Below are 26,318 nucleotides of genomic sequence, written 5' to 3' on the forward strand. Positions count from 1 at the left end.
GAGTCATAGCCGCGATATTCGAGCCGCTTCAGCGCGTCGACGATGAGCGGCGCAACCTGCGAATGGCCGACGATTCCAACGATACCGCACATGGCTTTGCCCCATAGCCTGCAGAATTCCAGCCCCATTGCACACGAGAGCCATGCTATCCCTCCCCGACCACGGGCTGATCGTTCATTTGAAGGAGCCCATGGACTTAATCGAAAGCCGACCTGTCGTGCTTGAAGTCCGAAGTCGCCCAAAGAGGGCGCAGTTCCGTGGCGGAGCCTGCGTGGTCGGCCAAGAGACATCTAAAGACGGGCAGTTCGTTCGAATGATGCGCTTCCGCCAGCCGAGGCGCATGTTGACTCAGCCGGCAAACCAAAACACACCCAACAGCCGGTTAGGCCCGGCCGCCTGATGCCCCCCTCCAAGAGGCTGTCGGGCCGCTTGATCCACATGGGGCCCGGACTGCCCCGGATGCCTGCAAGCGAGCGGCACTTGAGTCCACGCAGGAGACCAAACCTTGGCCTGTCGCTCATGATCTCGACCGCTCCTTGCCGTTAAGGCGCTGAAATCGCTGGCGCTCGGCATCGTTTGATTGCACGAAGACGCCGAACTGACCTCTCGATACAAAGGGGAAGCTTAATCCTCGCCTTGCTCGATCCAGGCATGCTGAAGGGGGATGTAGGGCATGAAGTTCAGAGATTTGATCAGGCGTGCCGACAACGCCGAGAAGTCCTTCGAGGATCTCGAAGCCGACTTGGCGAACGCCGTCGACGAGTGCCTTGGTTTGTCCGATCTGTCAGAGCAGGCAAGAGATGCCGTCGCGGACGAGACGCCCATGCAAGAGGACAACAGCGAACAGGACAAGAGCGCCCAAACCGGAGACAGTGCCGGCACTGCGGAACCCGCGCGACGACTGACCTCTCATACGCAGAGCCGTATGGCCGCCTTGACTTCGTTCGATGGACTGTTTCGCGATGCGAAGCTCCATTTCGAGGAGATCAACGCGAAACTGTCGGAGATCGCAAGCACACATCACCTGACCCGCGAATTGTTCCACATTCTTCACGCCGACATTCTGCGAGCCAACGAACTCGAGCTGGCGAATCTGAACCTGACCGCGGAGCAAAGGAGCCTGTCGGACAGGCTCAATGATCTGAATCGAAGGCAGCACGAGCGGGAAGGCATTGTGGAGGCCTTGCAGCAGCGCGAGGCAAGCCTGGTTCAAGACTGTGAGGCGCTTCGCGGCGCACTGGCCGGGGCAAGGCTGGAACTCGTGGAGGCCGCGAACACGAACGCAAAAAACGAAGCGGAATTCGGAGACCTCACTAACGCACTTGCAGCGGCTACCGTCGAGGCCGACAGACGCGCGCGCGAAAACAAACAGCTGCGGGAAAAGAATGTCAGCCTGTCGATCGACCTCGAAAAAGCGCTGAAGCGGGAAGACGAGGCGCGGCACAGGCTCGACGGGTTTTCCACGATCCATGCCAACGAAGCGGCACGAAACTCCGAATTGCTGGCTGCACTCGGCAAGAGCGAAAAGGAAGCGACACGACTCCATACGTCGCTTGAGGTCGCCCAGGCGAAACTGTCCGAGCTGACGGAAGCCGCCCGTATCATGGAAGCGGAGAAGAACGCCGAGATCGAACGCTGCCGTGCCGAAATTCGAGGATCGCGTTCCGAGATCCAGAACCTCCATTCACGACTGGAACTCGCATCAAACGCAAACAGCGAAGCCTCGAACGAACTCGCCAAGCTCAGGCTTCAATGGAGCGAGGCCGTGGCGGAAAAGCAGGTCGCGGATGAAAGGTTGGCCGCTCTCACCAAGGAGGCTGAAACCGACAAGCTGAACCTCTCGAAGATAACCGCCAATTTTTCACAGCTTTCCCTGCAGCAGGCGTCCGATCAGATACAACTCGATGTCCGCCGGCAGGAATGCGAAGACCTGCGGGCCGAAATTGCATCGGTAAACGCCAGGATCAGGGAACTCCTGCCGCTTGAGAGGCTCCATGCGACGACGAAGGCGAACGCCTTGCCGCACAAGAGCGATGCAGCCAAGGTTCCCGTGACGGCGGAGCGAACACCGCGCTCCATGCGCCGCGTTCGTCGCAGGGCGCTCACCGCATCGTAGGAAGAGGGCTGCCCATATCCGCGGCCCGGTTGCAACGATCCGTCACGTCACTGACGGAAAGCCCGCGACATCTGATCCGTGAGAGGCTTCAGCAGATAAGACCAGACGCTGCGTTCGTCCGTGCTTATATGAACCTCTGCCGGCATGCCTGGTTTGAGCACCTTGGCGTCGGTCAGGCAGGCTGCCTTGTTCTCGACATTGATACGCGCCGAGAAATACGAAAGCTGTTTCTGCTGATCCTTGATCAGGTCCGCCGAGATGCGCTTGACCGATCCCTGGCAAGCAGGCGTGGTGCCGGCGTCGAAAGCAGGAAACCGGATCGAGACCCGCTGGCCGGGACGAATATCATCTATGCGCGACGGCGGAATCAGCGCGTCGACGACGAGGTTGTCGGTGTCGGGGACAATCATCATGAGCACTTCGCCGGGGGCGATGACGCCGCCGATTGTATGGATAGAGGATTCCTGCACCGTTCCCGATTGCGGAGCGCGGATGGTGGTCTTGGTCAATTCGTCTTGCGCCACAACCTTGCGCTCTTCGAGTTCGGTCTGCTTGGCTTCGGTTTCGCGAAGCTCGCTGGTCACCTCACTGCGCCTCTGTTCATCGAGCTGAAGAATTTGCAGTTCGGTCTCGCTGATCCGGGCCTGCGCCTCGGCAACCGCCGCCGCGAGGCGCCCTGACTCTCCGTGCGCCCGGGTGGCATCCAATCTGATGTTGCTCAGTCGCTCCTTGGACACCAGCTTTTTTGTGAAAAGCGCCTGGACGTCGGCAAGATCCCCATCCAGCAAGACCACGGATTGGTCTTCCGCGGCTTGCTGTGCCTTGAGGCCATCGATCTGACGCTCGAGTTGCTTTGAGCGACTTTGCAACTGTGCCTTCTGCCCCGTCAACGCCGTGGCGCGGCTTTCAAACAGGGCGCGCTCGCCATTGACGAGTGCGGCCAGTTCCGGGTCGCCCATCCGCGTCTGGAGGCCGGAAGGAAGCTGCATCTCCGACAGGCCTTGTCGCTCGGCTTCCAACCGCGCAAGTCGAACGGTGGCGCGATCGAGATCCTCACTGATTATCTGCAGGTTGGCCCGCGTCAGCGTGTCATCCAGCCTGGCCACCACGTCGCCGGCCCGGACATGATCGCCATCTTGCGCGAATATGCCGCCAATCGTGCCGCCGGTCAGATGCTGCACTTTCTTTATGTTGCTCTCGACCACCACGGTGGCAGGCGCAATCACCGCGCCGGCGATCTTGGTCAAACCGAGCCAAAGCCCGCCGCCGACAATCAAAAGGGCCGTGATCGCCGCACCCAGGATCAGGTTGGCCCGGATATCATCCCGCGTCTCGGCCGAATTCGCCTCGGTCCTTCGGGTCGCATCGCCGAGCGGCACGTATGAAAACATCGTCGCGTCAGACACGGAGCAGCACCTCACGCATGACCGCTTACTCCCTTCTGCATCGGGACAACCGACGCCGGCCGTTCAGCGGGCGAGGGGAAGGGCCGGATAACGTTGGCCAGGACCTCCTCGCGCGAGCCGAAGGAGTGAAGCGTCCCATTCGACATTACGAGTACCTTGTCGATGTTGGTGAGGGCGGAAGGACGGTGCGCAACGACGATGACTATGCCTCCGCGCTGGCGCACCGCCAGGATCGCGCCGGCCAGGGCGGCATCGCCATCGACGTCCAGGTTTGAATTCGGCTCGTCGAGGACGACAAGAAACGGCTCGCCATAAAGTGCCCTGGCAAGCCCGACGAGTTGCCTCTGTCCGGCCGAAAGGGCTGCCCCTCCCTCGCCCACGCGTGTTTGAAAACCATTCGGCAATCGCATGATCATCTTGTCGACGCCCGCCGCCCTGGCGGCTGCCAGCACGCCCTTGGCGTCGCCCTTGCCGCCAAATCTCGAAATATTGTCGGCAACCGTTCCATCAAACAGTTCAACATCTTGCGGCAGGTAGCCGATATGGGCGCCAAGCTGTTCGTGACCCCATTGGTCGAGCGAGGCTTCGTCCAGCCTTACCGTTCCGCGAAGCGGCTGCCACACGCCCACCAGCGCGCGCACAAGTGTCGTTTTCCCGGAACCGCTTGGGCCGACAATCGCCATTCCCGCGCCCCCCTGCAGGCGGAAACTGACATTGGCCACGGTCGGTTTTTGCTGGCCTGGCGGGGCAATTGTCAGTTCCTCGACCGCAAGCATCGCCTGCGGGGCTGGCAGCTCCATGAGCTCGTCATGGCTGCCGAAGGCGGTCAGCGCCCTTGCCAGTTGGGAATAGCTCTGACGGAATGCCACAAACCCTCTCCAGTTTGCCATCGCCGCGTCAACCGGGGCCAACGAGCGGCCCAGCAATATGGAGGATGCTATGATCACGCCGGGCGACGCTTCACCTCCGATCACGAGATAGGCACCAAGTCCCAGGACGCAGGACTGCAAGGCCATCCGCAGCGCCCTCGACGTTGAACCGGTGGCGCCTACGATGTCGGAAAGGCGCTCCTGGTGCGTGAGATATGCGTGATTGACCTCCCCCCATCGGCGGGCGAGCCGCCCGGAAAGGCCCATCGCGCGGACAACCTCCGCATTGCGGCGGCCAGAGTCGGCAAGATTGCGCTGTGACACAAGCGTCTCGGAGGCGCGCGCGGCCGGGCCGCGGCCAAGGATTTCCGCGACAACCGTGAGCAGCACGACAACAATCGCGCCGCCCGTCGCCAGCAGACCGAGCGAAGGATGCAAAAGAAAGATGACCAGTAGATAAAACGGTATCCACGGTGCGTCGAAGACGACAGTCGGCCCTAATCCGGAAAGGAAGCCGCGCAACTGATCCAGGTCACGAAGCGGCTGTACCCGGCTCGCGTCCTGCCCGCCGATGAGCGGCAAGGACAATGAGAGCCCGAAGACCCGTTGCTGCAGAGTCTTATGGAGGCGATTGCCGATTCGAACCAGGAGGCGAAGCCGCACGAAATCCAGCAGGCCGTAAACCGCGTAAAGGCCCAGCATCCCGATCGTAAATCCGACCAGCGTCGGAACGCTCTGCGAAGGCAGAACGCGGTCGTAGACTTGCAGCATGTAGACGGAGCCGGTCAGGGCGAGAATGTTTATGACCGCCGAGAACACGCCAACGCCTACCAGTGCGGGCGCGGCGCCAAGCATAGCGCCACGCAGATCGGGCGAGTTTCCACCAAGGTTCATGGCTTGCGACCTCCGGTAAGAAGTCGTCGGGCAGGTTCACTGGCTCCGCCGGCCGTCAACATTTTTTTGGTTTTCAGGAGCGTTTCCCTTTTTGCCTTATAATATTACGCCCCACTAACGTACGTGGCCTTCGGTCAAAATGTAGCAAAATCGTGACGCTGGCCCGAAAAACCGGGAATCGACGCATCAAACCAGGGGAAAACTGCCGTTTTAAGGTGCGAGGGTGGCTGTACAGATCGCGTTTCAGGCAAACGAAATCGAGCCTGCGTCATTTTTCCTGGGGGTGAGTCGCCGCTGAGGCAAAGCCACGGCGCCCGGCTCATAGCCGCTTCACTGAACCATTTGAGTAAGCGATCTCGCCTTTCTAGTGCTTCCTCGCGATAACAAGGAAATGCTGCGCCAATTGTCCGGGAACGCGCAGGGTTCTGGATAGCTTCTCGAATGGCTCGATCAGTGCTTCACAGATTCCCGGCAGGAAGCGTCCCGGCCGAGGCAGATAGCCGTAAGGTATCACCTCCTCCACGAGGAAGCCCGAAGCGGTCAGGAGTTTCTTGAATCTGGTTTCGCTTAGCGTGTTGCGAACCGTGCGTCCAAGCGACCAATTGAGCAGCCGGCAAACCAGGCCGATGGGCGAAGTCGCATTCATATGAACGTTGCACACGAGCCGTCCGCCATCCTTCAGCTGCTGGTTTATCGCTTTCAGCGCCTCCCGTTTCAGCTGATCCTCGGCATTCAGAAAGAAGCGAAAAGCGGTTACGACATCGAAGGTCTCTTCGAGGGATTCCATCGTCATATCGATGTTGCGCAGTTTCACATTGTTCGGAACTTGCGCGCAGGCAAGCATGGATTTGGAAACATCGACGCCGACCACCTCGCCGAAAACCTGAGCCGCGACGTTGGTGATGCGGCCTGTTCCGCATGCAAAATCGAGGCAGTTTCGACCGGCTCCGCCCATTGGGCGAAGAAGGTCCAGGATCATTGGCCTTTCGATTTTGTCCCACAACGCACCATAGTAGCCGGACTCGTACGTCATGTTGTAGTGCGTGCCGTAGCCCGGCGCGCAATGACTGGTCCTGTAGTCGTCCGACACCCGGTCGCCCTGAGTGTGGATCTGTTGGCTGGACGCCAGGTCCTGCCAAACTGCGCACTTGCGGGGTTGGGACTCGGCCATGAGAATTCGAACCGCCGAAGGCGTATCGACGGCATAAGCCGCCGGCTGCACCATCCGAGCCGTGTTCGTCAACCATTTCCGCTTCGCATCTCGCTTGGAACTGAGCCTCACCAGGATCTCCTGTTCGGTTCGTTCGACCCTCCAATCGAACAGTTTCCCAAGCCCCCTTCTATCGGCCGGCGGATCGAAGCCGCCTATTGGATCGCGGCACTTTGCAGATCACTGCTGAACTTGGCTTCGACGGTATCCCCCGGCATCACAATCGTATCTTCGTCAGCCGAGATTTTGCGCCACTCGTGGCCTATCTTGCGCACAATGGTGACTTGAGCCTGGATCGTTTCGCCGGCAATCGGCAATGGCTGGGCGGACGCTCCGGTCGGCTGCAACTTCTCGCTGGCGGCGTGGAGTCTGGCGGTGACATCCCCCAGCCGCGCGTTGGTGTCCTTCAGATCCGTCAGCAAGCCAACTTTCCTCTGATTGTCATTGCGTTCGCGCTGCCTGACATAGTCCTCCTGCTGGCGCCGCGCTCTCATGAGCTCGACCGAGGTTTGCAGCGCACCGCTTGAAGAGAGAAGCAAGGCGCGCCTGACATCGGCGAGCCGGGTGTTGGTCAGATTGCCCGCGTCGAACGCCTTGGTTACTTTCGCCAGGTCGTCCTGATCCGCCTTCACGCTCTCGGATTCGACCTGTTCGCGCTTCTGCAAAAGATCGATCTGATCGGCCGCGTCCTTCTGGCCCTTCTCAAGGAAAGCCTGTTCCTGCTGGAAGTCGCTCAGCGCTATCTTCAACGCATCCGCCTCAGCCTGGGCGATCGCTGCCCCGACGCTGGGCGACAGAGGCGACCCCTGCGGTGTCTGCTTGTCGAAATCCGCCTGGTCCTGAAGTTCAGCGCGGAGACGGGCGGCGTGAAAATACTCCTTGGTGTAGTCCCCCCAAAGTGTTTCGTAATCACGCCTGAGATCGACCGGGTCGGGTCCGGTCTGGCCCGCCCGTGACCGCAAGAGGCTGAAGCCGCCGGAGACGGCGAGCGCCTGCCGCACGGTCATGAGCGGACGGTAAGCCTGCTGTCCCGGCGTAAGCACGTCGCCCGTCACGTAGATCGGACGATAGTCGGCGATGATGGCCGTTATATCACCTGGTTTGACGACAACCATCTGCTCTCGTCCATCCGGCAAACGCAGGTGAAAGATCGTGGCCGGCAGAAGCGTCTGCATCCGGTTCTGCAACTCGGACGCGGTCAACCCCCCGACCATAACCATCCCGACTTCGGGAAGGGCGATATTGCCGTCCATCTGGACCACGGCTCGCTGCGTCCGATCCGGAATTGGCGCTATCCCTATCTCGACTGTATCGCCAGGTGACAGGCGATAGGGCTCGACCTCGCCGGCGGCAGCCATCGATGTCAGGAACATCCCGGCAACCGAGGCAAGAACGGTTCGTTTAGTGAAGGCCATTTGCGACAATCTCCTTCTGGTTCGGCACCGGCTCCGAAGGCCATTCAAGACGAGAAACGAAATCGTATACCGGGCCACCGGGCACGCCCCAATTGCTCGACCAGATCACCTGTGAGCCATCCGGAGACGGCGAGGCATGCGTCTCGCTCCAGTAATCGAAGTGCGCGTTTTGCGTGTCGACGACACGGCGGACCTCTCCGCTGCCGTCCAGGCGCAGTGCAATGACCTGCTGAGCGTAAGGCGCCCAATCCGGGTGCTGCGCTATTTCGGCTGGCGTACCGCCATAGCTCAGAAACACCCAGCCCGGCCTGTCCAGCGACCTGAGCGACGCATGCATGGCCTCGCCATATTTCATCAGCGAGGTGACCTTGCCGTCAGCCAATCGGCGCTTGATCACCTGATATTTGTCGGGATCCGATTTGCTGATCCCGACATAGATTTCGCTGCCGTCGGCATCGACCGTCATGTCGCCGTGACCGGGCCGGTGGTGCTCCATCCACTTCTGGCGCAGGACGCCGTCGATGGAAAAGATGAAGTTCGGTTCATTGCCGTCCGGCAATGCCTGTGAGCACAAAATGTTGATCCCGAGCGGGGAGATCGAACACGAGCCGGTGGTTCCTGGAAGCTGGGCAAGATCGATATCCGGGAACTTCTTCCGCTCCTTCAGGTCGTAGCCGAAGACCACCGCCTTGCCGTCATTACGCGTCGCACGCACGGCAATGCGGTTGCCATCGCGGCTCGGATTGCCTTTGTTAGGCCCGAACTGAAGTTTGCTGTAGGCCGACGAGGCGAACACGACATCCTCATGGTTGGTGCGTGGCGCCCAGGTTGAAATCTGCCGGCCGGCAACGCAGATCATCAGCTGGGCATCCCTGGGATGCCATTCGCATTCAATCGAGCGGTCGCGGTGGAATAATGGCACGTAGCTGTGGCCGTCGAGAAAGCACATGCCACCGCAACCATTGACGATCAAAAGAAGGCTCTGGTCGGCATTCCAGGCCTGTGCGCTTGAATAGCGGTGGGTGCAGTATTTCGTCCCGCATACACCGGCCAGGCCGAGAATTCCGGGTTCTGTGATCCGCAAGAAGACCGTGCCGGACGCCGGATCCCTTGTTTCACCGAGATAGTCCGGAAGGTTGGCCGCCACCGGCGGGCCCGATGCGTTGCTTGCCCGGCCGCCGGCCATGTAGAAGTTCAGGAATACGGCACCGGCAATCAGCAACAGTGCCACCACATGCCGGCGCAGCAGGGTCATGTCATATAACCCTTTTCGCGCCGCACCCGGCCTTCGCCAAGGCGCGCGCGCCACCATGCGATCGTCCGCTCGAGCCCATCGCGCAGACTGGTCTGCGCCCGCCATCCCGTCTCGCTTTCAAAGCGCGAGGAATCGGCGAGCAGGGCGCGAACCTCCGAATTTTGCGGCCGCAAACGGCTTTCGTCGCGATGGATCGGTTTTTTGGAACCGCTCAATTCGAGGACGAGGTCCAATACGTCGGAGATGGTCACCGCACGTTGGCTGCCGGCATTGTAGGCGTGGCCGAATTCGAGCCCCGCCAAGCCTGCCGTCAGGAACGCCGCGGCGGTGTCTTCGACAAAGGTCAGGTCACGGATCGGGCTCGTATCACCGACCATGATCGCCGGGCAGTTGGGGTCGAGGGCCTGCCGAATGATGGTCGGCACGATGGCGCGCTCACTCTGGCGAGGACCATATGTGTTGAAGGGCCGCATGATGACGACTGGAACATCAAACGACCTGGCGTAGGACTCCGCCATCATGTCGGCGCCGATCTTGGATGCCGAATAGGGTGACTGTCCCTGCAGCGGATGCGTTTCGCGAATGGGCATGGTCTGGGCAGTTCCGTAGACCTCGCTCGTGGAGGTATGCACTACCCGCTCCGTCTCCCATTGACGCGCCGCTTCGAGCACGTTCACCGTGCCCAGGATGTTGGTTTCCACATAAGACTGGGCGGCCGCATAGGAATATGGAATCGCGATGAGGGCAGCCAGATGAAACACAACAGCCTGGCCACGCATGATCCGGTTCAGGAAGGCGCTGTCGCGGACGTCACCGCGGACGAGCTTCAGCCGGCCGCGGATGTTGTCCGGCAAATCGTCCAGCCACCCATGGCTGTCGAAGGAATTGTAGAGCGCCAGGGCCGTGACATCCGCCCCGTTGCGAACAAGCGCTTCGGTGAGATGCGAACCGATAAATCCATCCGCGCCTGTCACCAGAACTTTCTTGCCATTGTAGCTCATGACTGCGCATTCCCTTGACTTGATGAAGCGCTTTCCATTTGGAGTTCATACGTCGATCGGCGGTGATGGAACCCAGCCGACAACCGCCAGGAAGCCGCGTGCCATCCACATGATGTCGGAGCCGATGGTGCGCTGCGGATAGTAGGACAGGTCGAGTCTTGCCTTGGCCGGGAAAATGACCTCCCGGTAGAACAGGATCGGATCCACGGATTGGGGAAAGAAACGCGCCTCGTGCCGGAAAAGAACCTGCGTTGGGCCCAGCAGGCCAGGTTTGTAACGCAGAACGGCCTCCAGGCCACCGTGGAAGCAATCGGCGAAAGCCAGGCTCTCGGGTCGTGGTCCAACGATCGCCATCTCGCCTTTGAGGACATTCCATAGCTGCGGCAATTCGTCGAGTTTGGTCGCGGCGAGGAACCGGCCTACGGTCGTCATGCGGCTGTCGCCAACCATGGTCAGGGCGAGGCCCTGGGAGCTGCAGTCCACCCTGAACTTGCGGAACTTGTACATGCGGAAGGGTTGGCCGCCGGCGCCCATACGGGTTTGCACGAACAAGACGGAGCGGCCACCTTCGAGCAGAAGCGCCACGGCAATCAGCAGCATCAGCGGTGCCAAAATGACGGACGCGGTGCCGGCGACCGCGAGATCGATCGAACGTCTCACGAAGCCATGCGTGGGGCTTGAGACGAGACGCCGGTGGAGGGAGAGGTCTGATGCATTCATGCCGCGGTTCCTGTCTGGGCGCCGCTGCTGAGCGCGGCTGCCAGCGCAGCCACAACTGCTTCCGCGACAGGTGACGTGATCTGGGGGTGCAGTGGAATTGTCAGCTCTCGCTGAGCAAAATCCTCTGTGCGCGGCAAATGAGTGTCGGGATACCGCTCACGATAGAACGTCATCTGGTGCACCGGCGGATAATGGATCGTGGTCTGTATCCCCAGCGTCCGCAGTTCGTCGATAACATCCTGCCGCCTCGCATAGCGCGGCAGGAGGATCGGCATGATGTGGTAAGCCGACGTCCGGGGTTCGCTGAAGGGAACTGTCACGGCAGGGCAGCGTTCCGCGATGAGGCGCCGGTACAGTACGGCCAGGATGCGCCTGATTTCGTTCCACTCCTGCAGGTTCTGCAGCTGAACCAGTCCGATCGCCGCCCGCAGCTCATCCATGCGGTAGTTGAACCCGAGCATGGTGACATCGTATTGCGGCGTACGACTGTTCAGCCGCTGATGTGTCCCGGTGGTCATGCCATGCCCGCGGGCCTGGCGAATCCTGTCGAGCAGATCGGGGTCGCGCGCAATCACGGCGCCCCCTTCCGCCGTTGTCATGTTCTTGTTGCCATAGAAGCTGAAGGCAGCCGCTGCGCCGAATGTCCCCACTTCCCTCAGGCCAGGGGCATGCGCGGCATCTTCGATGATATGCAGCCCTCTAGCCCGGGCGAAACGCTGCCATTGCTCCCGATTGGGGAGGTAGCCCGCGAAGTGGACGAGAATGACCGCCTTTGTGCGTGGCGTGCACCGCGCTTCGGCTTCCGCGAGCGACATCAGCGGCACGTCCGCCGACTCTATGTCCACAAAGACCGGCGTGGCCCCGACATACAGCACGGCATTCGCGGTCGCCACGAAGGTCAGTGACGGAACCAGCACCTCGTCGCCCGGGCCGATTCCCAGCGCATGCAGGATGAGATGAAGCGCCGCGGTACAAGAGCCGACCGCAACGCAATCCTGCGCGCCATGGATGTCGGCAAAGGCCTGCTCGAAAGCTTGTACCCGCTCTCCCATGGTAAGCCAGCCGCTATCAATCACCTTCGATAGGGCTACCTTCTCCGGTACACCTAGAATTGGTGCGCTCACCAAGAGCATCTTGACCTCCTGAACTGTTATTTGCTGGTTCGGCCTCTACATCTGAAGTCTTCACGCGGCCGCGGCGGCGACCTCGATCGAGGTCGACTGCTCTTCCCAGGCAATCGCCTGTGCGTTCTGGAAGTCGTCAACACGACCGATGTCGAGCCAGAGACCGTCGTGCTTGTACACATGCACGGCCGTGCCGCCCTGCATCATCTGGAGCATCAGATCGTCGAACCCGAATGGGATGCCGGAAGGAATGAACCGCAGGACATCCGGGTTCATGCAGTAAATGCCCATGCTGACGAGATGGGAAAGTGTCGGTTTTTCCCTGAAGAGCTGAACGGCATTGTCGACCTCGTCGATGACGCCGAAGTCCATCTTGATCAGTCGGCAGGCAGTGGCGATCGTAACCGGATCCTTGTGCATGCGGTGCGCGGCCACGAACCGGCTGAGGCTTAGATCGGTAAGAACATCGCCGTTGAGCACGATAAATGTATCGTTCAGTTCTTCCCTGATCAGGGACAGAGGCCCGATGGTGCCGAGCGGCTCCATTTCCTGGGTGTATCTGATCTTCAGATTCCATTGCGATCCATCTCCACAGACGCTGCGGATCAGGTGCCCGAGATAGCCGGTCGTGATGTAGACCTCTTCTATGCCGTTGCGCCGCAGCCACTTGAGAAGCAACTCAAGAACGGGCCGGGCTCCTATCGGCATCAAGGGTTTCGGCAAGACCGACGTGAAGGGCCGAAGGCGCGTGCCCATTCCGCCACATTGAATCACCGCTTTCATCCGATCCTCCCTGAATTACAATTTGGTTCTGTCCGGGCATCTCGTGTTCGAGTTCATTCGGACTGGCATCCGGTCCGACCCTCGGCGGCAATCCGAACATCATACGAGAAGGGTATGTGACAGCTGGGGTGGCTGTCGTCGTGCATTCGAATGGCAACGAGCCAACGCTTTTCCGGTATTGATTTTCCGCGAAATCGAGGCCTGCCTGAGCGGTCAGGACTTGGCCGCGAGCAGCGTTCGCCGAGTACGGGTATTGGCCCTTGGGGCCCCAGCGAAGGCAGGTGCTGGCATCAAAAAGCCGTGAGGCACCGCGACCTCTCGTGCTCGATATCGCTCAGCAGGCCAGGTAGCTCGCGCAGGGTTAAAAAAAATAACAGAAGCTTTTTCGCAATTTAGGATTATATTATCCATGCGTGATGTTCGCGGGTGGGGACGCCGTGGATATCACTGTGATGTCACGACAGGTGGTTGATCACGACTTTCAGCATCGCCACAGTTGTGTCCATCACGGAGGAATGGGAGGTTTCAGCGGGTTTTCTCGTCAGGAACCGAGTGAGCGTTGGGGTAGTTCAATGTATCGGATCGTCATCGCTGACGATCACGGCTTGTATCGGCGCGGCTTGCGGCTGGCACTTACGGCTGGCATTCCGAATGCCGAAATATTCGAGGCTGCGTGTTTCGATGCCGTGGTCAATCTTCTTGAGGAGCAGGCATCCATCGACCTTGCGATCCTCGACCTTAACATGCCCGGACTGTTCAATCAGGAGGTTCTCGGTGACGTTCTATCGGCCTATCCTGGCACGCGCTTTGCGATCGTTTCCGGGGATGATTCGCGCTCTGAGATACTGACCGCTCTTTCGATCGGACTTCACGGTTACATCGTCAAGTCGCAGAAAGACGAGGAAGTCGTGCTGGCCGTAAACGAGATCCTCTCCGGCCGGATCTATGTGCCGGCGCTGTTGTCTCGAGCGTCGGCTGAGAGGCAATATCCGACCTTGCCCCCAGCGAAAAATCCAATTCGTCGGAGCGTGAACGGCGCCAATCTCGACAGGCTCACACCGAGACAGCAGGATGTCCTCAAACTGATGGCGGAGGGGTATTCGAACAAGGAGATCGCCCGCAACCTGGATATTGCCGAGGCGACAACGAAAATCCATGCTGCCGCCATTCTGCGCGAGCTCGGGGTCCGAAACCGGACCGAAGCAGCCGTTTTGCTGCAAAGCTGGCTGTCGAGGAATGTCAACTGACGACGGATCGCTCAAGGTAGGTGGTTTGGGTGACATGCACGGTATGAGAACTTAAAGCGTATCACGAGGCCGTCGCGCAAATGGCGCGCTTCAGAGTTCGATTTCCTTCCGCGACAGTCGCAATGAATACCGCAGTCCATGCTCCGATATTTCCAGTTTCGGGGAATGGCCGACAAGCGGCGTGCCGTCGACTCCGATTATCATGGAACCGAAACCGTGGCGCACGACCTTTGCGTTCTTCCGCCGCCCCGATTCCACCCAGTCGAACACAAGATCGTCGCCCGCGCCGGCGGGTGCGAATTGCCACTTAACCTCAACCCTGCCTTGTGAGTCACCCAGCGCACCGTGTTTCACGGAGTTTGTCGTCAGTTCGTGAAGTATCATCGCAAAGCTCTCGGCGGCGCCACCTGGTACTAAAACGGAGGGGCCGCTGATCGTTATATCCCGTGTTTCCTTGAAGGGCTGCAGTTCCTGGGCCACGAGCTCGTGAAGCAGCCCTGAAATATTGCTGTGACCTGAAAGGAGCATGTGAGTCGCTTCCAGCGTTCTGATCCGATCGATCAGCATTTCCTTGTATTTGGCAACGTCGTTCTCGGGAACATTGATCATCTTCACCAAGGCCGTGATGACCGGGAACAGGTTGCTGAACCGATGGCGTTCTTCGCGCATGATGCGCTCGCGCTTCTTCACGGCAGCGCGAAGAAGCGTGGTTTGTCGACGCTCGGTGAGATCGGCAGCCACCCCGATGCGCAACGGTCGATCGCCGTGTTTTTCCTGCCGACCACGCAGGGCAATCCAGCGCACATGGCCGTCCGTGCGTCGGACACGGATCTCTATGTCGTAATTCACACCGGACGATGGTTTTGCCGAGGCCGCCAGCTTCAGCCAATCGGCCGGATGAATCACGGTCGAGAGCTCTTCCAGGGGGCGGACGCGCGTTGGCGGCAGGCCAAGGATGTCCCAGAACTTGTCGGAGCCCGTGACTGTCCCCTCCTTGAGATCGATACGCCACGTGCCCAGGCGTCCGGCAGACAGGGCGAGATCAAGCCATTCCTTCTGAGCCCGGAGAGCCTCGCGTGCGGCTCGGCGCTCGGAAATATCGTCGATCACCACGAACACGCTCTCGGTGGAGACCTCGTCGGGCCGCGACGAAGACAGGGCCAGACGAGCCCAGAATGCCTTGCCGTCCTTCCTCAACAGGCGAACATCCGCAGCGGATGACGCGGCGCCATTGCTCAGATCCTTCAACAAATCCCGCACGGCATCTCGATCGTCAGGAAGAACAAGCGCCTCCAGCTCCAGTTGCGCAAGTTCCTCTTCTCCGTAGCCGGTCATCTCAAAAAGACGTCTGTTCGATTGCAGCAGTTCGCCACTTCGATTGGCATTCGCAAAACCCAAAGCCGCGCGCTCGAAGGCCCAACGATAGCGGCCCTCGGCGGCATCGATGGCAGCAAGCCTTGCCTCTGCGACCTCAAGCGCCTCGCGCAAATCCTGTCGCAGGCGGTGAAACACAAACGCGATCAGCCCACCCGAAACCAGAAGGAAGATGGCGCGCGTCCAATCCTCCGCAGAGATTTGAGAGTTCAGGACGCGCCGTTCCCACAAGCCGGCGGCTGCCATGAGAAGTGTCGCGGCGATGGCGAGCACTCGCCCTTCGAGATATGCAATGACAATAATCGCCGGAATAAATGCAATAAATGCTGCATCCTGCCCAACATGTATTGTATTTGCCGCTTCGAATACTAAAGAGACCGCCAGCACCAACAGCGAAGCTACATGAGCTAACGGGGAGCCTGACACATTCAATTTCAGTCGGCGCAGAAACGAACCCATGCGCCAGACTACAACCTTCCGTCTAGTCCGTCGAGACTAGGCCATGAAAGGGCAACCTAGTACCACTGCCGGATTGCCACGCTTTTCCCGGCGAATAAGATCGAGGGTTGGAAGGGCTCATCAGAACGTACATTTCGACGAACGCTGCGGAACCGTTCTGCCGCGGAGTTCTTCAACTATGTCGAAACACAAGACAGAGGAGCGCGCTCTGGGCGATATGTAAAATTTAGAGCAAGTAAATAATGCGTAATTTACTTGCGTCAGAAGCAACTAGGGTTGGGGTAGAAGCTATGACACTGATTGACAGGCACAACGACGTGGCTGCGGGCAGCCAATACATCGTACTGAGGAATACTCGCAATGCACGCTCGACACAGCTCCCGGATCGATCGGACGCCAGAATTGGCGGGGCGCGGCGACGCAGTTTGGAATCCATAACCGGCATGCTCGACCGCATAGGCTGCGGCTATCTGGTGCTGGATCGCGACAGAAAAGTAATCGAATGGAACGGGGCCGCTCAAGACACACTGGAGCGCCAGGGCGAAGCGGCCGAAACGGCCAGCGAGCTTTCCGCGGGGCTAAGGCGACTGGTCGCGAATGTTCCGGTCCATTTCCAGCCAGGCTCGCTGTCATGGGTGGTGATCCGCAGCAGAGGCGACAGGCCGGTGATCCTGAATGAAACGGGTGTCATCGCACCCGACGGGACGAGCATCGTCGCCTTGCTGGATCGGGAGAACACCTCAGCGGCCAATCCTCAGACATTGCAAAGGATGTTTGGCCTGACCAGCGCGGAAACGCAGCTGGCATTGCGCCTGGCTCAAGGCGATGCGCCGCTGGAGATCGCTCGCAGCTGGCGCCTCAGCCGCACGACGATCCGCTCCCAGCTTGCCTCTCTGTTCGCCAAGACCGAGACGAAGCGCCAGGCAGAGCTGGTTGCTCTTCTGGGGCGCATTTCGGTCCTGCCGTGAGATAGGCAACCTCGCCGGATATCAGCATCCGTCCGGATCCACACGATCGGGAGCCAGCGTTGCAACGCAGCCGGCGGCTGCGTTGCTCAGGTCGTGGAACTGACGCCGCCCTCTCTCACCATTTCGATGCGGTCGCACACAGGCAGCGCCTGGGGTCTCGAAACAGGAGTGACTTGCTATGGCCGAACTGAATTCGACAGGGCGGAAGCTGGCGGATGCCGCTCGCGTGCAGTCTGACGGCGCTGTCTCGGAACTTGCGCGCGCTGGGCCGGTCGTCGTCACAGGTGCCGCTGGGTTCATCGGATTTCATGTCGCGTCACGACTTTTGCGACACGGCGTCGAGGTTGTCGGCGTCGACAATTTCACGCCCTACTACGATCCAAGGCTAAAGGAAGAGCGATTTGCACGCCTCTGCGCCGAGCCGAGGTTCACGCCAATGCGGATGGACCTCGCGGACCAGGCGCTCGTGAAAGCGCTGTTTTCGGACTTCCGGCCGTCGCATTTTGTGCACCTCGCCGCTCAAGCTGGAGTGCGCTATTCGCTCGTCGACCCGCATGCCTATGTGCAGTCGAACATCGTCGCGTTTCTCAATGTCCTGGAGGGTTGCCGGCGCACCGGCGTCGGCCATCTCGTCTATGCTTCGTCGAGCTCAGTCTATGGCGCCAATCGAAGCATACCGTTTTCCGAGCACCATGGCGCCAGCCATCCGGTCAGCTTCTACGCCGCGACCAAAAGCGCCAACGAATGCATGGCGCATTCCTACAGCCACCTGTTCGGCCTGCCCGTGACCGGATTGCGCTTCTTCACCGTCTATGGTCCCTGGGGCAGGCCCGACATGGCGGTCTATACATTCACCCATGCCATAGCCGAGGGACGAACGATCGAAATCGCCAATGCCGGCCACGTGTGGCGAGATTTCACCTATATCGACGACATCGTGGAAGGCGTGGTTCGCGTGCTCGCCGCGCCGCCGCGCGCCGATCCCGATTGGGACAGTCAGGCAGCCGATCCCGCCACCAGTTCGGCGCCCTATCGGATCTACAATATCGGCAATGACCGGCCCGAGGAGATCAACCGCCTGATCGCCATCATCGAGACGGCGCTCGGCCGCCGTGCACTTCGCGTCAATGTGCCTTTGCCTCCGGGCGACGTTCTGGAAACCCGCGCCGACGTCGGCGATCTTCGCCGCGCTGTCGGCTTCGCGCCGGCAACCGCACTCGAGGACGGCGTGCAACGGTTCGTGGAATGGTACCGGGATTTTCACGGAAAGCAGGCCAGCCGGGAAAGGCAAGCGTTCATTCCGGCATAGAACAAGACAGCGGGTGGCTGGCGGTAACCGGAAAGAGGACAACGCCGGTTCATCAACCCAAAGCCCATGGGATCCACGTGCGAACGGATGGCGTTCGCCCTGCCCCCTGGAGCAGTTCATCATCTCATGGACATGGCGAACTTCTCTTAACTATTTGTTTTTCATTATTTTTTCTGGAAACCCGTTTTCCCTGGAATTGCCCTGGCCGGCAGCACTGTGGCGCTCGATCAGTCTGCCTTGGGATACGCCGGCACCGGAAATGGACGCAACTGCTGCGGGGCGCCGGACCCGACTCCCAAGAGGCGCCGGGCACGGCCAGTCAGCGGCTTCTCGAACAGGCGGTAAGTGATGAGTGCCACGCCGAAAGTGGTCGCCAGCGCCAACGCGATAAAGGTCCATGGGCCAAGCAACAAAATCAGGCCAGTTCGCCAGAAGATGATACGCATGGCGCGGATCACGAACGGATGCAGCAGGTAGAGAGCGAAGGACGCATCGCCAACACCAGCGCCCCATCGCGCGGCCCGACTTTCATGCCTCAACTCACTTGGCGCCAAGGCGGCACTCCAGACGATGAGAGATGCCGGGATGCCGTAAACAACGGGGCGGGCAATGCCGATCGAGATTTCGGGAAATGCCGCCGCGAGCATCAGGGCGGCCAGTCCCGTTGCAGCGACGCAGGCCCTGATGAGACCGGATGGCCGCAGGCCAGAGGCGCACATGATCCCGACCATCACGCCAAGGGCGAACTCGAGAATGATCGGATCGGTCCAGAACGCGAATGGCTCTCGCAAAGGCGCCGCGAGACGGCCCGCGAACACCATCCCAACCAGGGTCGTGAGCAGCACCGTGACAGCCCAACGCATGGGGAGCATGATCGCCGCCGCAAACAATACGTAGAAGAGCATCTCATAGTTGAGTGTCCAACCTAGCTCGTAGAGAGGCTGAACGACGCCGTCAGGGCGAGTGGCGGGAATGAAGAAGTAGGATTCGATTACGAACCTGGAATTGATGTAGGTCTGGTTGAGGAAGGTGGGAGCGAGCAACGCCACGACAAGATAGAGCGTGGTGACCGACCAATAAAGCGGGACAATCCGAGCTATCCGGCGAGAAAGAAAGAGACGCGCGCCACCCGTCTTTGCGAACAGCTGTCGCGACGTGTGCACCATGATCAGGCCGGAAATCACGAAGAAGATATCGACTCCAGCGCTCCATGGTATCGGATTCCAGGCTTGAAAGGTTCGGCCGGCCTCCAATTCCAGGCTCGCCGCATCATGCTGGGCGTGACGCAGCGCAACCGAAGTTGCCGCGAGGGCGCGCAGAACCTGGACCTGTGTGAGGGTTTGACGTTGACCGGGCTCGACAGGCGTCGATCTTTCGGACCGATGGCGCATCGAAGACGTCGAGGCCGACTCCATTGGTTCTTGTCCCATGGATGCTCCGCAGCTTGCCACAACACGGTGACGACCGTCCGGAACTCACGCATCCTTCGAATGACTGACACTGCCCGTAAAATATGATGGCCCTGCCAGCAGGCTTTCAGCCATCTCGGAGGTGCCAAGCCCATTCGCCGCGATGCCGATGAACATGCACCAGGCTTTCGTTCACCGACTGTTCGATGACGCGGGCCGGCACCGACGGATGAAGCGCCCTTATTTGCCCGCCCTCAAGAACCAATTCCCCTGTTGGGCGTCAATCGCGCTCGGCCTGATCGAGAGCAGAGCAAAAACCAAGCCCGGCAAGATTTTCAGTCGCTTGCCGATATAGATGGCCATGGCAACGCTCCAGATACTCAGGGCAAGCGCGACACCCACGGCAGCGCCGATCGGGCCGTACATCGCGACGCCGACGGCACAGGCCACGATGTTGGCCGCGGCGCCGGCGACCATCGTCGTTGCGGCGGCCCATTCGTTTCCAGTCATGGTCAGGAGATTCTGCTGAGGCCCGCACAGCGCGACAAAGACATATCCCAAAATAAGAACACGCGCGATTGGCGCTCCCGCGCTGTAGCCCTCACCGAAATAGCTCAAGAACGGCTCGACGATCAACATCATGGGGATGGCCACCGCTATGGCGCCACCAGCGGAAAGCAACGTGGCTCGTGCGAAGAGCTGCTGCAGGGCCTGACGATCTCCCCTGGCATGCAGATCGGCCGCGGTTGGCGAAAACATGGTAGCGACGGCGATGCGAGAGAGCCCCACAAGCATCGCGACATTCAACGCCAAGGCGAAAATACCGGCTTCACGAATATGGTCTGTCCAGCCCAAGACCAGCACCCCTGCCCGGCTGACAAAAACATCGAGCCCGGTGATGAGCATGAGCGGTGGGGCTGCAAACCACCATTCCCTTGATTCATAACTAGGCTGAGTCTGCCGCAGCCCAGGTGGTTCAAACCTCCTCGCGGTGATGAACACCAGCCCTACCGTGAAGGCGGAACTGATCAGCACCGCCACCATCACCGCCGGCGCGTCCACGACCCGTAGTGCGGACTTGGCCATGATCGCCACCAATATCAGCAGGAGCCCATCTCGCACGATGCGCTCCGGCAAGAGCGCCGAGACGACGCCCCCAAAGGCACGTATGAGCGTAGCGCCAATGGCATAAGCGGTAATCAAGGGTACGGCCGCCATGCCAAGCACGATACTGATCTCAAGTCCGCTTCGCATGTGATCCGATTGCGCATGATCCGAGAAGACGAGGACCAGGGCAGCGCCCGTCATCCCGAATAGCGTCGCCGCAAGAAGCGATTTCTGCAGGGCGAATTTTATCACCCCCCGCGCCAGATCAAGCCTGCCGTTGGCTCTGTAGGCGGGCACAAAACGCAACAAGGATACATTGAAACCAAGCGTTGCCAGATAGGCGAGCACTGAGGTCCAAGCCAGAACATAGGAGTAGATGCCGTAATTGCCGGGCCCGATGAGACGTGCAATGGCCAGCTGTGCAAGGCTCGTCAGCCCGGCACCTCCGATATATATCAAAAGGGCGAAGACGCTTGCTCGAGCGAGCCGCGAGCCGACGTCCTTGTTCCGTCGAGGTGTGGCTGTTGAGGGAGGGGCGGCGGGATAAACTGAAGCCTTTCGAGACACGCGACTGTCGAGACCCATGACGTGGGTATCGGGGACGCCTTCTCTTCGGTCTTGACCTGCCAATCCCCTATCCATCCGCGAAAGCGCGGAAATGACTTGCTTCTCGACCGTACAAATACCCTTGAACGTCGATTGACTGTCGACATTGTCGACGGGAATGATTTTTCGGCCGGAAGTCGCGAGGAGGTCATTTATGGATTCGAACACACCAACGGAGAGCATATTCACGTTCAAGTCGGCCTCAAAAACCCGCTCCGCCGGCGGTTGGTGCTTGATCCGCTGCCGTAAACGGTTCTCCACGACATCGGACGGCACCACCAGCCTGATGGTGAGATCGGCCCGCGGCGCGAGGCTGAGCGCCGTTGCGAGCACGTCGTTGTCTGTGTTCCCATTGAAGGTCGCCAGCGTTCCAATCGCTTGAACGTATCCCTGGTCGAAAATTATAATATCAGGCGATCGCTTGGCCCGGCTCCAGCAATGCGAAAGATGCAGAAGATATCGCCAGATACGAGCGCGCCAGATTCTCTTCTTTGGCGTTATCAATCTTACAATCGACAGCGAAAAGGAAAGATCGTTCGCTATCCCCCCCGACGAAAGCAATATTCTTAAAGTCGAGAATATTGCCGACGCGATTCTCGTGATGAACAGAACGATTCCAAGATCAAGGCTTCCCGCCCTCGTGCTGGGCTTATAGCTGAGGGCGACCTTGGCGTTATAGCCTTTCCCACGCAATTGCTCCGCCAGCGCGTGTGCAAAGGTTGTCTTGCCGGATCCTGGCGGTCCAAAAAATTCAATGATCATTCCGGGTCAGGTCCGATTGTGGGAACGCACCTGGTTCCCTGTGGTATTGTCAGGAAGCGGAGGCGACGGCCCATCAAACCTTCGCCAACAGGAGGTCGGCGTTGTCCCCGACCCGGTAGCCGCCGTGCCTCTTTAGATTCACCTGGGTGAGCACGCTCCCCACTGGAACGGCGACGGATCCACCGCCCCGGAGCGACTCCAGAACACCACGGGCAATGCTGCGCCTCGTCCTGTCCCAGCGAACGGCGAAAAGCACCGCGTCAGCCCAGCGCTTCAGAAGTCTGGTTTCTGGGCCGCCGAGTCCCAGCGGCCCGTTCATGATGACGACGTCGTAGACCGAGAGCAGTTCGTCCGTGAACTGCGATTTGTCGACCGTCGACAGAAGCGTCAGCAGATCATCCGAAGGGGCTGGAGCGGCCATGAGATCGATGCCGATTTCTGGCATTCTCGTGATTGCATCCTGCAGCGTGCAGCGTTCACTCACATAGTCTCCGAAGGAGTTGTGGGCCTTGACGGTGCTGAATTCGCCACGAAACTCGTTCGTGAGCCGCACGTCCTTGCGATCGAGGTCGAGGAAAAGCACCTTTCCGCCCAGTCTGGTTGCCGCCAGCGCCAGGCTCCATGCCAATTCTGTCTTGCCCTCGTCCTGGATGCTGGACGTAACGAGGATGATATGCGGCGGCTGACCCCTGCCCTGGGTTGGCGCCGCGGTGACGAGAAGGGATGTCGCGGCTCGACTGAACGGTGAGTTCTGCTGGCCCAGTACCAGATGCCGCAGCTGTCTCGCGTGAAGTCCCGAAACCTTGGGAAGCAGCCCTATGCACGGAATCCCAAGCTCGGCCTCGGCTTCAGCTTCGCTGCGCAAGGTCTGATTGAAATTGTTGCGGATCAGAACGAACACCGCCCCCATCAGGCCAAACACGATCATGCCGGGTGGAATCAGGAAAATTGGCGACAGGGTCTTGGGATTTGACGGCGGCCATGCCGTTGAAAGAACCGCTACGCCTGGCGAAGGAGCGGCGATGCGCCGTATCAGATCCTGCTGGCGGCCAAGGAGCTCGTTGTAGTGCTGTGTCACGATGGCCACCTGCGGCTCGAGGGCACGCAATCCGGAAAGCTGGCTCGCGGTGTCGGCCACGGCCGCGTCGAGCACTCTCTTGCGGTCCTCGAGAGCCGCGACCTGCGCGCGGTAGACATTCGCCTCCGCGGCGATGTGCGCGATGGCCTGTTCCATCTCGAGGGTGATCGCGCTGCCCGGATCGCCGTTCGCGGCGGCCGGCTGGCGTGCCATCAGGTCCGTCAGCACAGGCGATCCGATCTCTTCGGCTATGGCCGAGACAGGGGCGCCCGCCTTTCGCAGGTCCTCGATATGGCTAAGGCGCGATTCCGAGGCGGAAAGATTGGCTTTCGACAGGAAAATCTGCCGGCCGAGTTCCGCTGTTTCATTGGCTGCGTTGTTGGCCGCACTTTGATCAACGGCGCCGTGTGTCAGCCGGTAGGTCTCCAGCCGATCGGTCGCTTCGACCAGATCCTTTTGTACTTGCGGCAGACCGGCGACCAGCGACTCCAGCTCGTGCTGATCCGATGCACGGCGTTTCTGCACGAGGTCTTCGATATAGACCTGAGCGAATGTGTTGGCGATGAGCGCCGCACGCGCCGGACTGGCATCGGTGAAGCCGATGGTGATGACGCGCGAGCGCAACTCTTGTCCGACCCTCATCCCGTTCCGCAGCGTCTTCAGCTCGGCGGCATCGGCGGCCTCAGCCGCTTCCGGACTTCCCGCCGCCGGCTTGTCCTGCGACCAGATCCGGTTCAGGAGATTGCTCACGAATGAGCCAGCGGCGGGCGGGACGGCACTGACGCCGTTTTTTCCGGCAGCATCGGCATCCTGAGCCTTGCGTAGCGCGACCAGAACTCGACGCAGGTGGGCTTGCGACGAGAGCATCGTCAGATGGTCATCTATGCTCGAATCCAGCGAGTCTTGAACGAGCGCCGTGCCGCCCGGATTGCCGGTGCTTGGGGCGTCGATGATGACCTGCGTCGTCGCCTCGAACAGTACCGGACGGGTAAGACCCGCCAAGCCGGCCAGGATGCCACCCAGAAGGGCAACGGCAAGCAAGAACCATTTTCTCGTCGCCAGGGTGACGACGAGCTGATGGAAGGGAGACGACGGTTGCATATGCTCGCGTGGCGGTCGCCTCATCCGCGAATTGGTGTCAAGCGTAGCGACGGCCATTTGCGTAGCGCGCGGAAGCCTGGCGCGGCTGGCTATGGAACCTTCCATCTCAATCCCCTGTCAGTTCGATATCGTAAGAAAGATGTGTTGACGGCGCCGATGGCCGCATGGCTTCGTTGCGCCACGCCTGGAACATCAGCAGCGGCCACAAGTCGCGGAAATGATCCTGGTTGCCACGCAGGTGATCGCGCCAACATGCGTCGACCTTCGCACAGTCGATGATCCCGTCTCCGGACAGGCGTGTCGTGGCTATGATATCCGTTGCCCAATCGCGCAGGGGTCCTTTCAGCCAGGCTCCGACCGGAACGTCGAAACCTTGCTTCGGCCGATTGACCAGCGAGCGCGGGACATACCGATCGAGGAGCTGGCGAAGGATCCATTTGCCCTTGCCATTTCGGACCTTGGCACTGGTCGGCAGGCGCCAGGCGAATTCCACGACGCGATGGTCTAGGATCGGGCACCGCCCCTCGAGGCTGTTGGCCATGGTGGCGCGATCGAGCTTCACCAATATGTCGCCCGGCAGATAGCCTGTCATGTCGTCGAACAGGAGACGCGAAAGCAGGTCGTCGAGCTTTGCCGCGACGGCAAGCGACGCCGGCGGCTTGCGATGAAGGAGGCTGTTGGTGGAAGACCCCGTCAGTTGCCGAAGCAGCTCGTCTTCGTCTCGCGCCGCGAGCAGGCCGGCGAGGCGGTTCAACCTGTCACCGCGCAATCCGTGCCGCACACTCGCCGAAAGCGGCAGGCTGCCGAAGATGTCTCGGTGGGAGGCCTGGGCCAGCAATCCAGCCCCCGCTGCCAACATTCGACGAAACGATGATGGCAGCTCATGCTGCCTTCTGAGGCGCGTTGCCAGGAAGTGCCGGGAATAGCCCGCGAAACATTCGTCGCCACCATCACCCGATAGAGCCACGGTTACGTGCTGCCTGGCGAGGCGCGAGACCAGCAGCGTCGGTATCTGCGACTCGTCGGCGAACGGCTCGTCCCAGATCCGCGGCAGTTCCGGAATGACTTCAAGCGCCGCGGCCGGTGAAAGGTGAAGTTCGGTATGATCGGTGCCCAGATGCCGAGCAACCGCGGCCGCATGAGGGGCCTCGTCGAACCCGCTCTCACCGAATGCTATGGTGAAGGTCCGAACGGGCTTCCGGGACTGAGCCTGCATCAGCGCGACGACCGCCGAGCTGTCGATTCCGCCCGACAGGAAGGCGCCAAGCGGGACATCCGCAATCATCCGTTCCTTGACGGCAAGGCCAAGCAGCCTGTCGAGCTCTGTCGTAAGCTCCTCGTCGCTGCCGGCGATCGGATCCCGTTGCGCCTTGCTGGCGACATCGGCCAGCGACCACCAGCGGCGAACACGATGCGCAAGCGACCCGGCGCCGCGGGCATTGGCGAAATCCGCCGCCGTCACCGACAGAACTGAACCGGGCGGCAGCTTGAACACGCCCTGCCAGATGCAGAGGTCATCCGGCACCCACCCTTTCGAAAGCATCGTCGCCGCCGCATCGACGTCGACTTCCGGGTTGAAGCCCGGGAAGCATGTGATCGCCTTCAGCTCCGAGGCGAAGACGAGCGCTTCACGTGTCGAGGCGACATAGAGCGGCTTTTTGCCCATTCGGTCGCGGGCGAGATGAAGAATCCGTTTCTTCAGATCCCATAGTCCGAAAGCGAACATGCCGGCGAAGCGCTGGAGTGCCGTATCGAGGCCCCAGCTCTCGATCGCGCACAGCATGACTTCCGTGTCGCTGGTGCCGCGGAAATGATGGCCCTCCCCCTCCAGTTCGCGACGCAGATCGCGGAAATTGTATATCTCGCCATTGAAAGTGATGACGTAGCGGCCGCTCGCGGAATGCATCGGCTGGCGCCCCGCCTCCGACAGGTCGACAATGGCCAGACGTCGGTGGCCGAAGGCGATCCCGGCCTCGCGGCTCATCCAGAATGCCTCGCCATCGGGCCCGCGATGACGAAGGGCCATCGCCATCGGCCCGATCGCCCTGAGGGCATTGGTATCGGCTGCATCTGGCGCCAAGAGAATTCCGGCGATCCCGCACATT

At 60.4% G+C, this 26,318-nt stretch carries 18 protein-coding genes; 4 read left to right on the top strand and 14 right to left on the bottom strand.

Annotation, left to right across the window (positions count from 1 at the left end; genetic code table 11):
* The first annotated feature begins 673 nt into the window (after positions 1-673).
* On the top strand, positions 674-2,116 hold the full coding sequence (locus AC07SZ_RS30215; RefSeq protein WP_056567905.1) for a coiled-coil domain-containing protein: 1,443 nt from the start codon (positions 674-676) through the stop codon (positions 2,114-2,116).
* 47 nt (positions 2,117-2,163) lie between these two features.
* On the opposite strand, the gene AC07SZ_RS30220 is transcribed toward AC07SZ_RS30215, so the two are convergent.
* The 9 genes from AC07SZ_RS30220 to AC07SZ_RS30260 form a co-directional block, all read right to left on the bottom strand.
* The gene (locus AC07SZ_RS30220; protein WP_056567904.1) at positions 2,164-3,507 is read right to left on the bottom strand and encodes an HlyD family type I secretion periplasmic adaptor subunit; all 1,344 of its coding nucleotides are present in this window, start codon (positions 3,505-3,507) and stop codon (positions 2,164-2,166) included.
* A 26-nt stretch (positions 3,508-3,533) separates the two neighbouring features.
* On the bottom strand, positions 3,534-5,285 hold the full coding sequence (locus tag AC07SZ_RS30225; protein ID WP_065005144.1) for a type I secretion system permease/ATPase: 1,752 nt from the start codon (positions 5,283-5,285) through the stop codon (positions 3,534-3,536).
* A gap of 364 nt (positions 5,286-5,649) precedes the next feature.
* Positions 5,650-6,567: a class I SAM-dependent methyltransferase gene (locus tag AC07SZ_RS30230; protein ID WP_244493991.1), complete on the bottom strand. Its 918-nt coding sequence runs from the start codon at positions 6,565-6,567 to the stop codon at positions 5,650-5,652.
* An 83-nt stretch (positions 6,568-6,650) separates the two neighbouring features.
* A complete protein-coding gene (locus AC07SZ_RS30235) occupies positions 6,651-7,910 on the bottom strand; it encodes a polysaccharide biosynthesis/export family protein (protein WP_494917323.1) in 1,260 nt (419 codons plus the stop codon).
* The gene (locus tag AC07SZ_RS30240) at positions 7,897-9,165 is read right to left on the bottom strand and encodes a hypothetical protein (RefSeq protein ID WP_494917180.1); all 1,269 of its coding nucleotides are present in this window, start codon (positions 9,163-9,165) and stop codon (positions 7,897-7,899) included. Before AC07SZ_RS30240 ends, AC07SZ_RS30235 begins: the two co-directional genes overlap by 14 nt.
* Positions 9,162-10,166 carry an SDR family NAD(P)-dependent oxidoreductase gene (locus AC07SZ_RS30245; RefSeq protein WP_056567893.1) on the bottom strand — a complete coding sequence of 335 codons (1,005 nt, stop codon included), beginning with the start codon at positions 10,164-10,166 and terminating at the stop codon, positions 9,162-9,164. The genes AC07SZ_RS30240 and AC07SZ_RS30245 overlap by 4 nt, the downstream gene beginning before the upstream one ends.
* 45 nt (positions 10,167-10,211) lie before the next feature.
* Complete coding sequence (locus AC07SZ_RS30250) at positions 10,212-10,886, bottom strand: sugar transferase (protein ID WP_494917182.1); 675 nt, start codon at positions 10,884-10,886, stop codon at positions 10,212-10,214.
* The gene (locus AC07SZ_RS30255; RefSeq protein WP_056567887.1) at positions 10,883-12,019 is read right to left on the bottom strand and encodes a DegT/DnrJ/EryC1/StrS family aminotransferase; all 1,137 of its coding nucleotides are present in this window, start codon (positions 12,017-12,019) and stop codon (positions 10,883-10,885) included. Before AC07SZ_RS30255 ends, AC07SZ_RS30250 begins: the two co-directional genes overlap by 4 nt.
* 51 nt (positions 12,020-12,070) lie before the next feature.
* Positions 12,071-12,793: a nucleotidyltransferase family protein gene (locus tag AC07SZ_RS30260; RefSeq protein WP_056567884.1), complete on the bottom strand. Its 723-nt coding sequence runs from the start codon at positions 12,791-12,793 to the stop codon at positions 12,071-12,073.
* 572 nt (positions 12,794-13,365) lie between these two features.
* Here AC07SZ_RS30260 and AC07SZ_RS30265 point away from each other — a divergent pair.
* Complete coding sequence (locus AC07SZ_RS30265; RefSeq protein ID WP_494917185.1) at positions 13,366-14,040, top strand: LuxR C-terminal-related transcriptional regulator; 675 nt, start codon at positions 13,366-13,368, stop codon at positions 14,038-14,040.
* Between the two features lie 90 nt (positions 14,041-14,130).
* On the opposite strand, the gene AC07SZ_RS30270 is transcribed toward AC07SZ_RS30265, so the two are convergent.
* Positions 14,131-15,873 (bottom strand): sensor histidine kinase, encoded by a 1,743-nt coding sequence (locus AC07SZ_RS30270; protein WP_494917187.1) that lies wholly within the window; start codon positions 15,871-15,873, stop codon positions 14,131-14,133.
* 290 nt (positions 15,874-16,163) lie between these two features.
* Here AC07SZ_RS30270 and AC07SZ_RS30275 point away from each other — a divergent pair, with 290 nt between their 5' ends.
* Together AC07SZ_RS30275 and AC07SZ_RS30280 are read left to right on the top strand one after the other, a co-directional pair.
* Positions 16,164-16,841, top strand: coding sequence for a helix-turn-helix transcriptional regulator (locus AC07SZ_RS30275; RefSeq protein WP_056567873.1), 678 nt, complete (start codon positions 16,164-16,166; stop codon positions 16,839-16,841).
* Positions 16,842-17,019: 178 nt separating this feature from the next.
* Positions 17,020-18,150 (top strand): NAD-dependent epimerase/dehydratase family protein, encoded by a 1,131-nt coding sequence (locus AC07SZ_RS30280; RefSeq protein ID WP_244493990.1) that lies wholly within the window; start codon positions 17,020-17,022, stop codon positions 18,148-18,150.
* A 227-nt stretch (positions 18,151-18,377) separates the two neighbouring features.
* Here the strand turns inward: AC07SZ_RS30280 and AC07SZ_RS30285 are convergent, their stop codons facing one another.
* From AC07SZ_RS30285 to asnB, 4 genes are all read right to left on the bottom strand, one after another.
* On the bottom strand, positions 18,378-19,580 hold the full coding sequence (locus AC07SZ_RS30285) for an acyltransferase family protein (protein ID WP_494917190.1): 1,203 nt from the start codon (positions 19,578-19,580) through the stop codon (positions 18,378-18,380).
* Between the two features lie 219 nt (positions 19,581-19,799).
* Entirely contained in the window at positions 19,800-22,034 is a 2,235-nt protein-coding gene (locus AC07SZ_RS30290; RefSeq protein ID WP_494917192.1) for an oligosaccharide flippase family protein, read from the bottom strand.
* Positions 22,035-22,107: 73 nt separating this feature from the next.
* Positions 22,108-24,318 (bottom strand): GumC family protein, encoded by a 2,211-nt coding sequence (locus tag AC07SZ_RS30295; RefSeq protein WP_494917194.1) that lies wholly within the window; start codon positions 24,316-24,318, stop codon positions 22,108-22,110.
* 1 nt (position 24,319) lies between these two features.
* A complete protein-coding gene (asnB, locus tag AC07SZ_RS30300; RefSeq protein ID WP_494917196.1) occupies positions 24,320-26,317 on the bottom strand; it encodes an asparagine synthase (glutamine-hydrolyzing) in 1,998 nt (665 codons plus the stop codon).
* Position 26,318 lies beyond the last annotated feature (1 nt).

It is taken from the genome of Mesorhizobium sp. GW821-FHT07A06 (genome assembly GCF_059419085.1).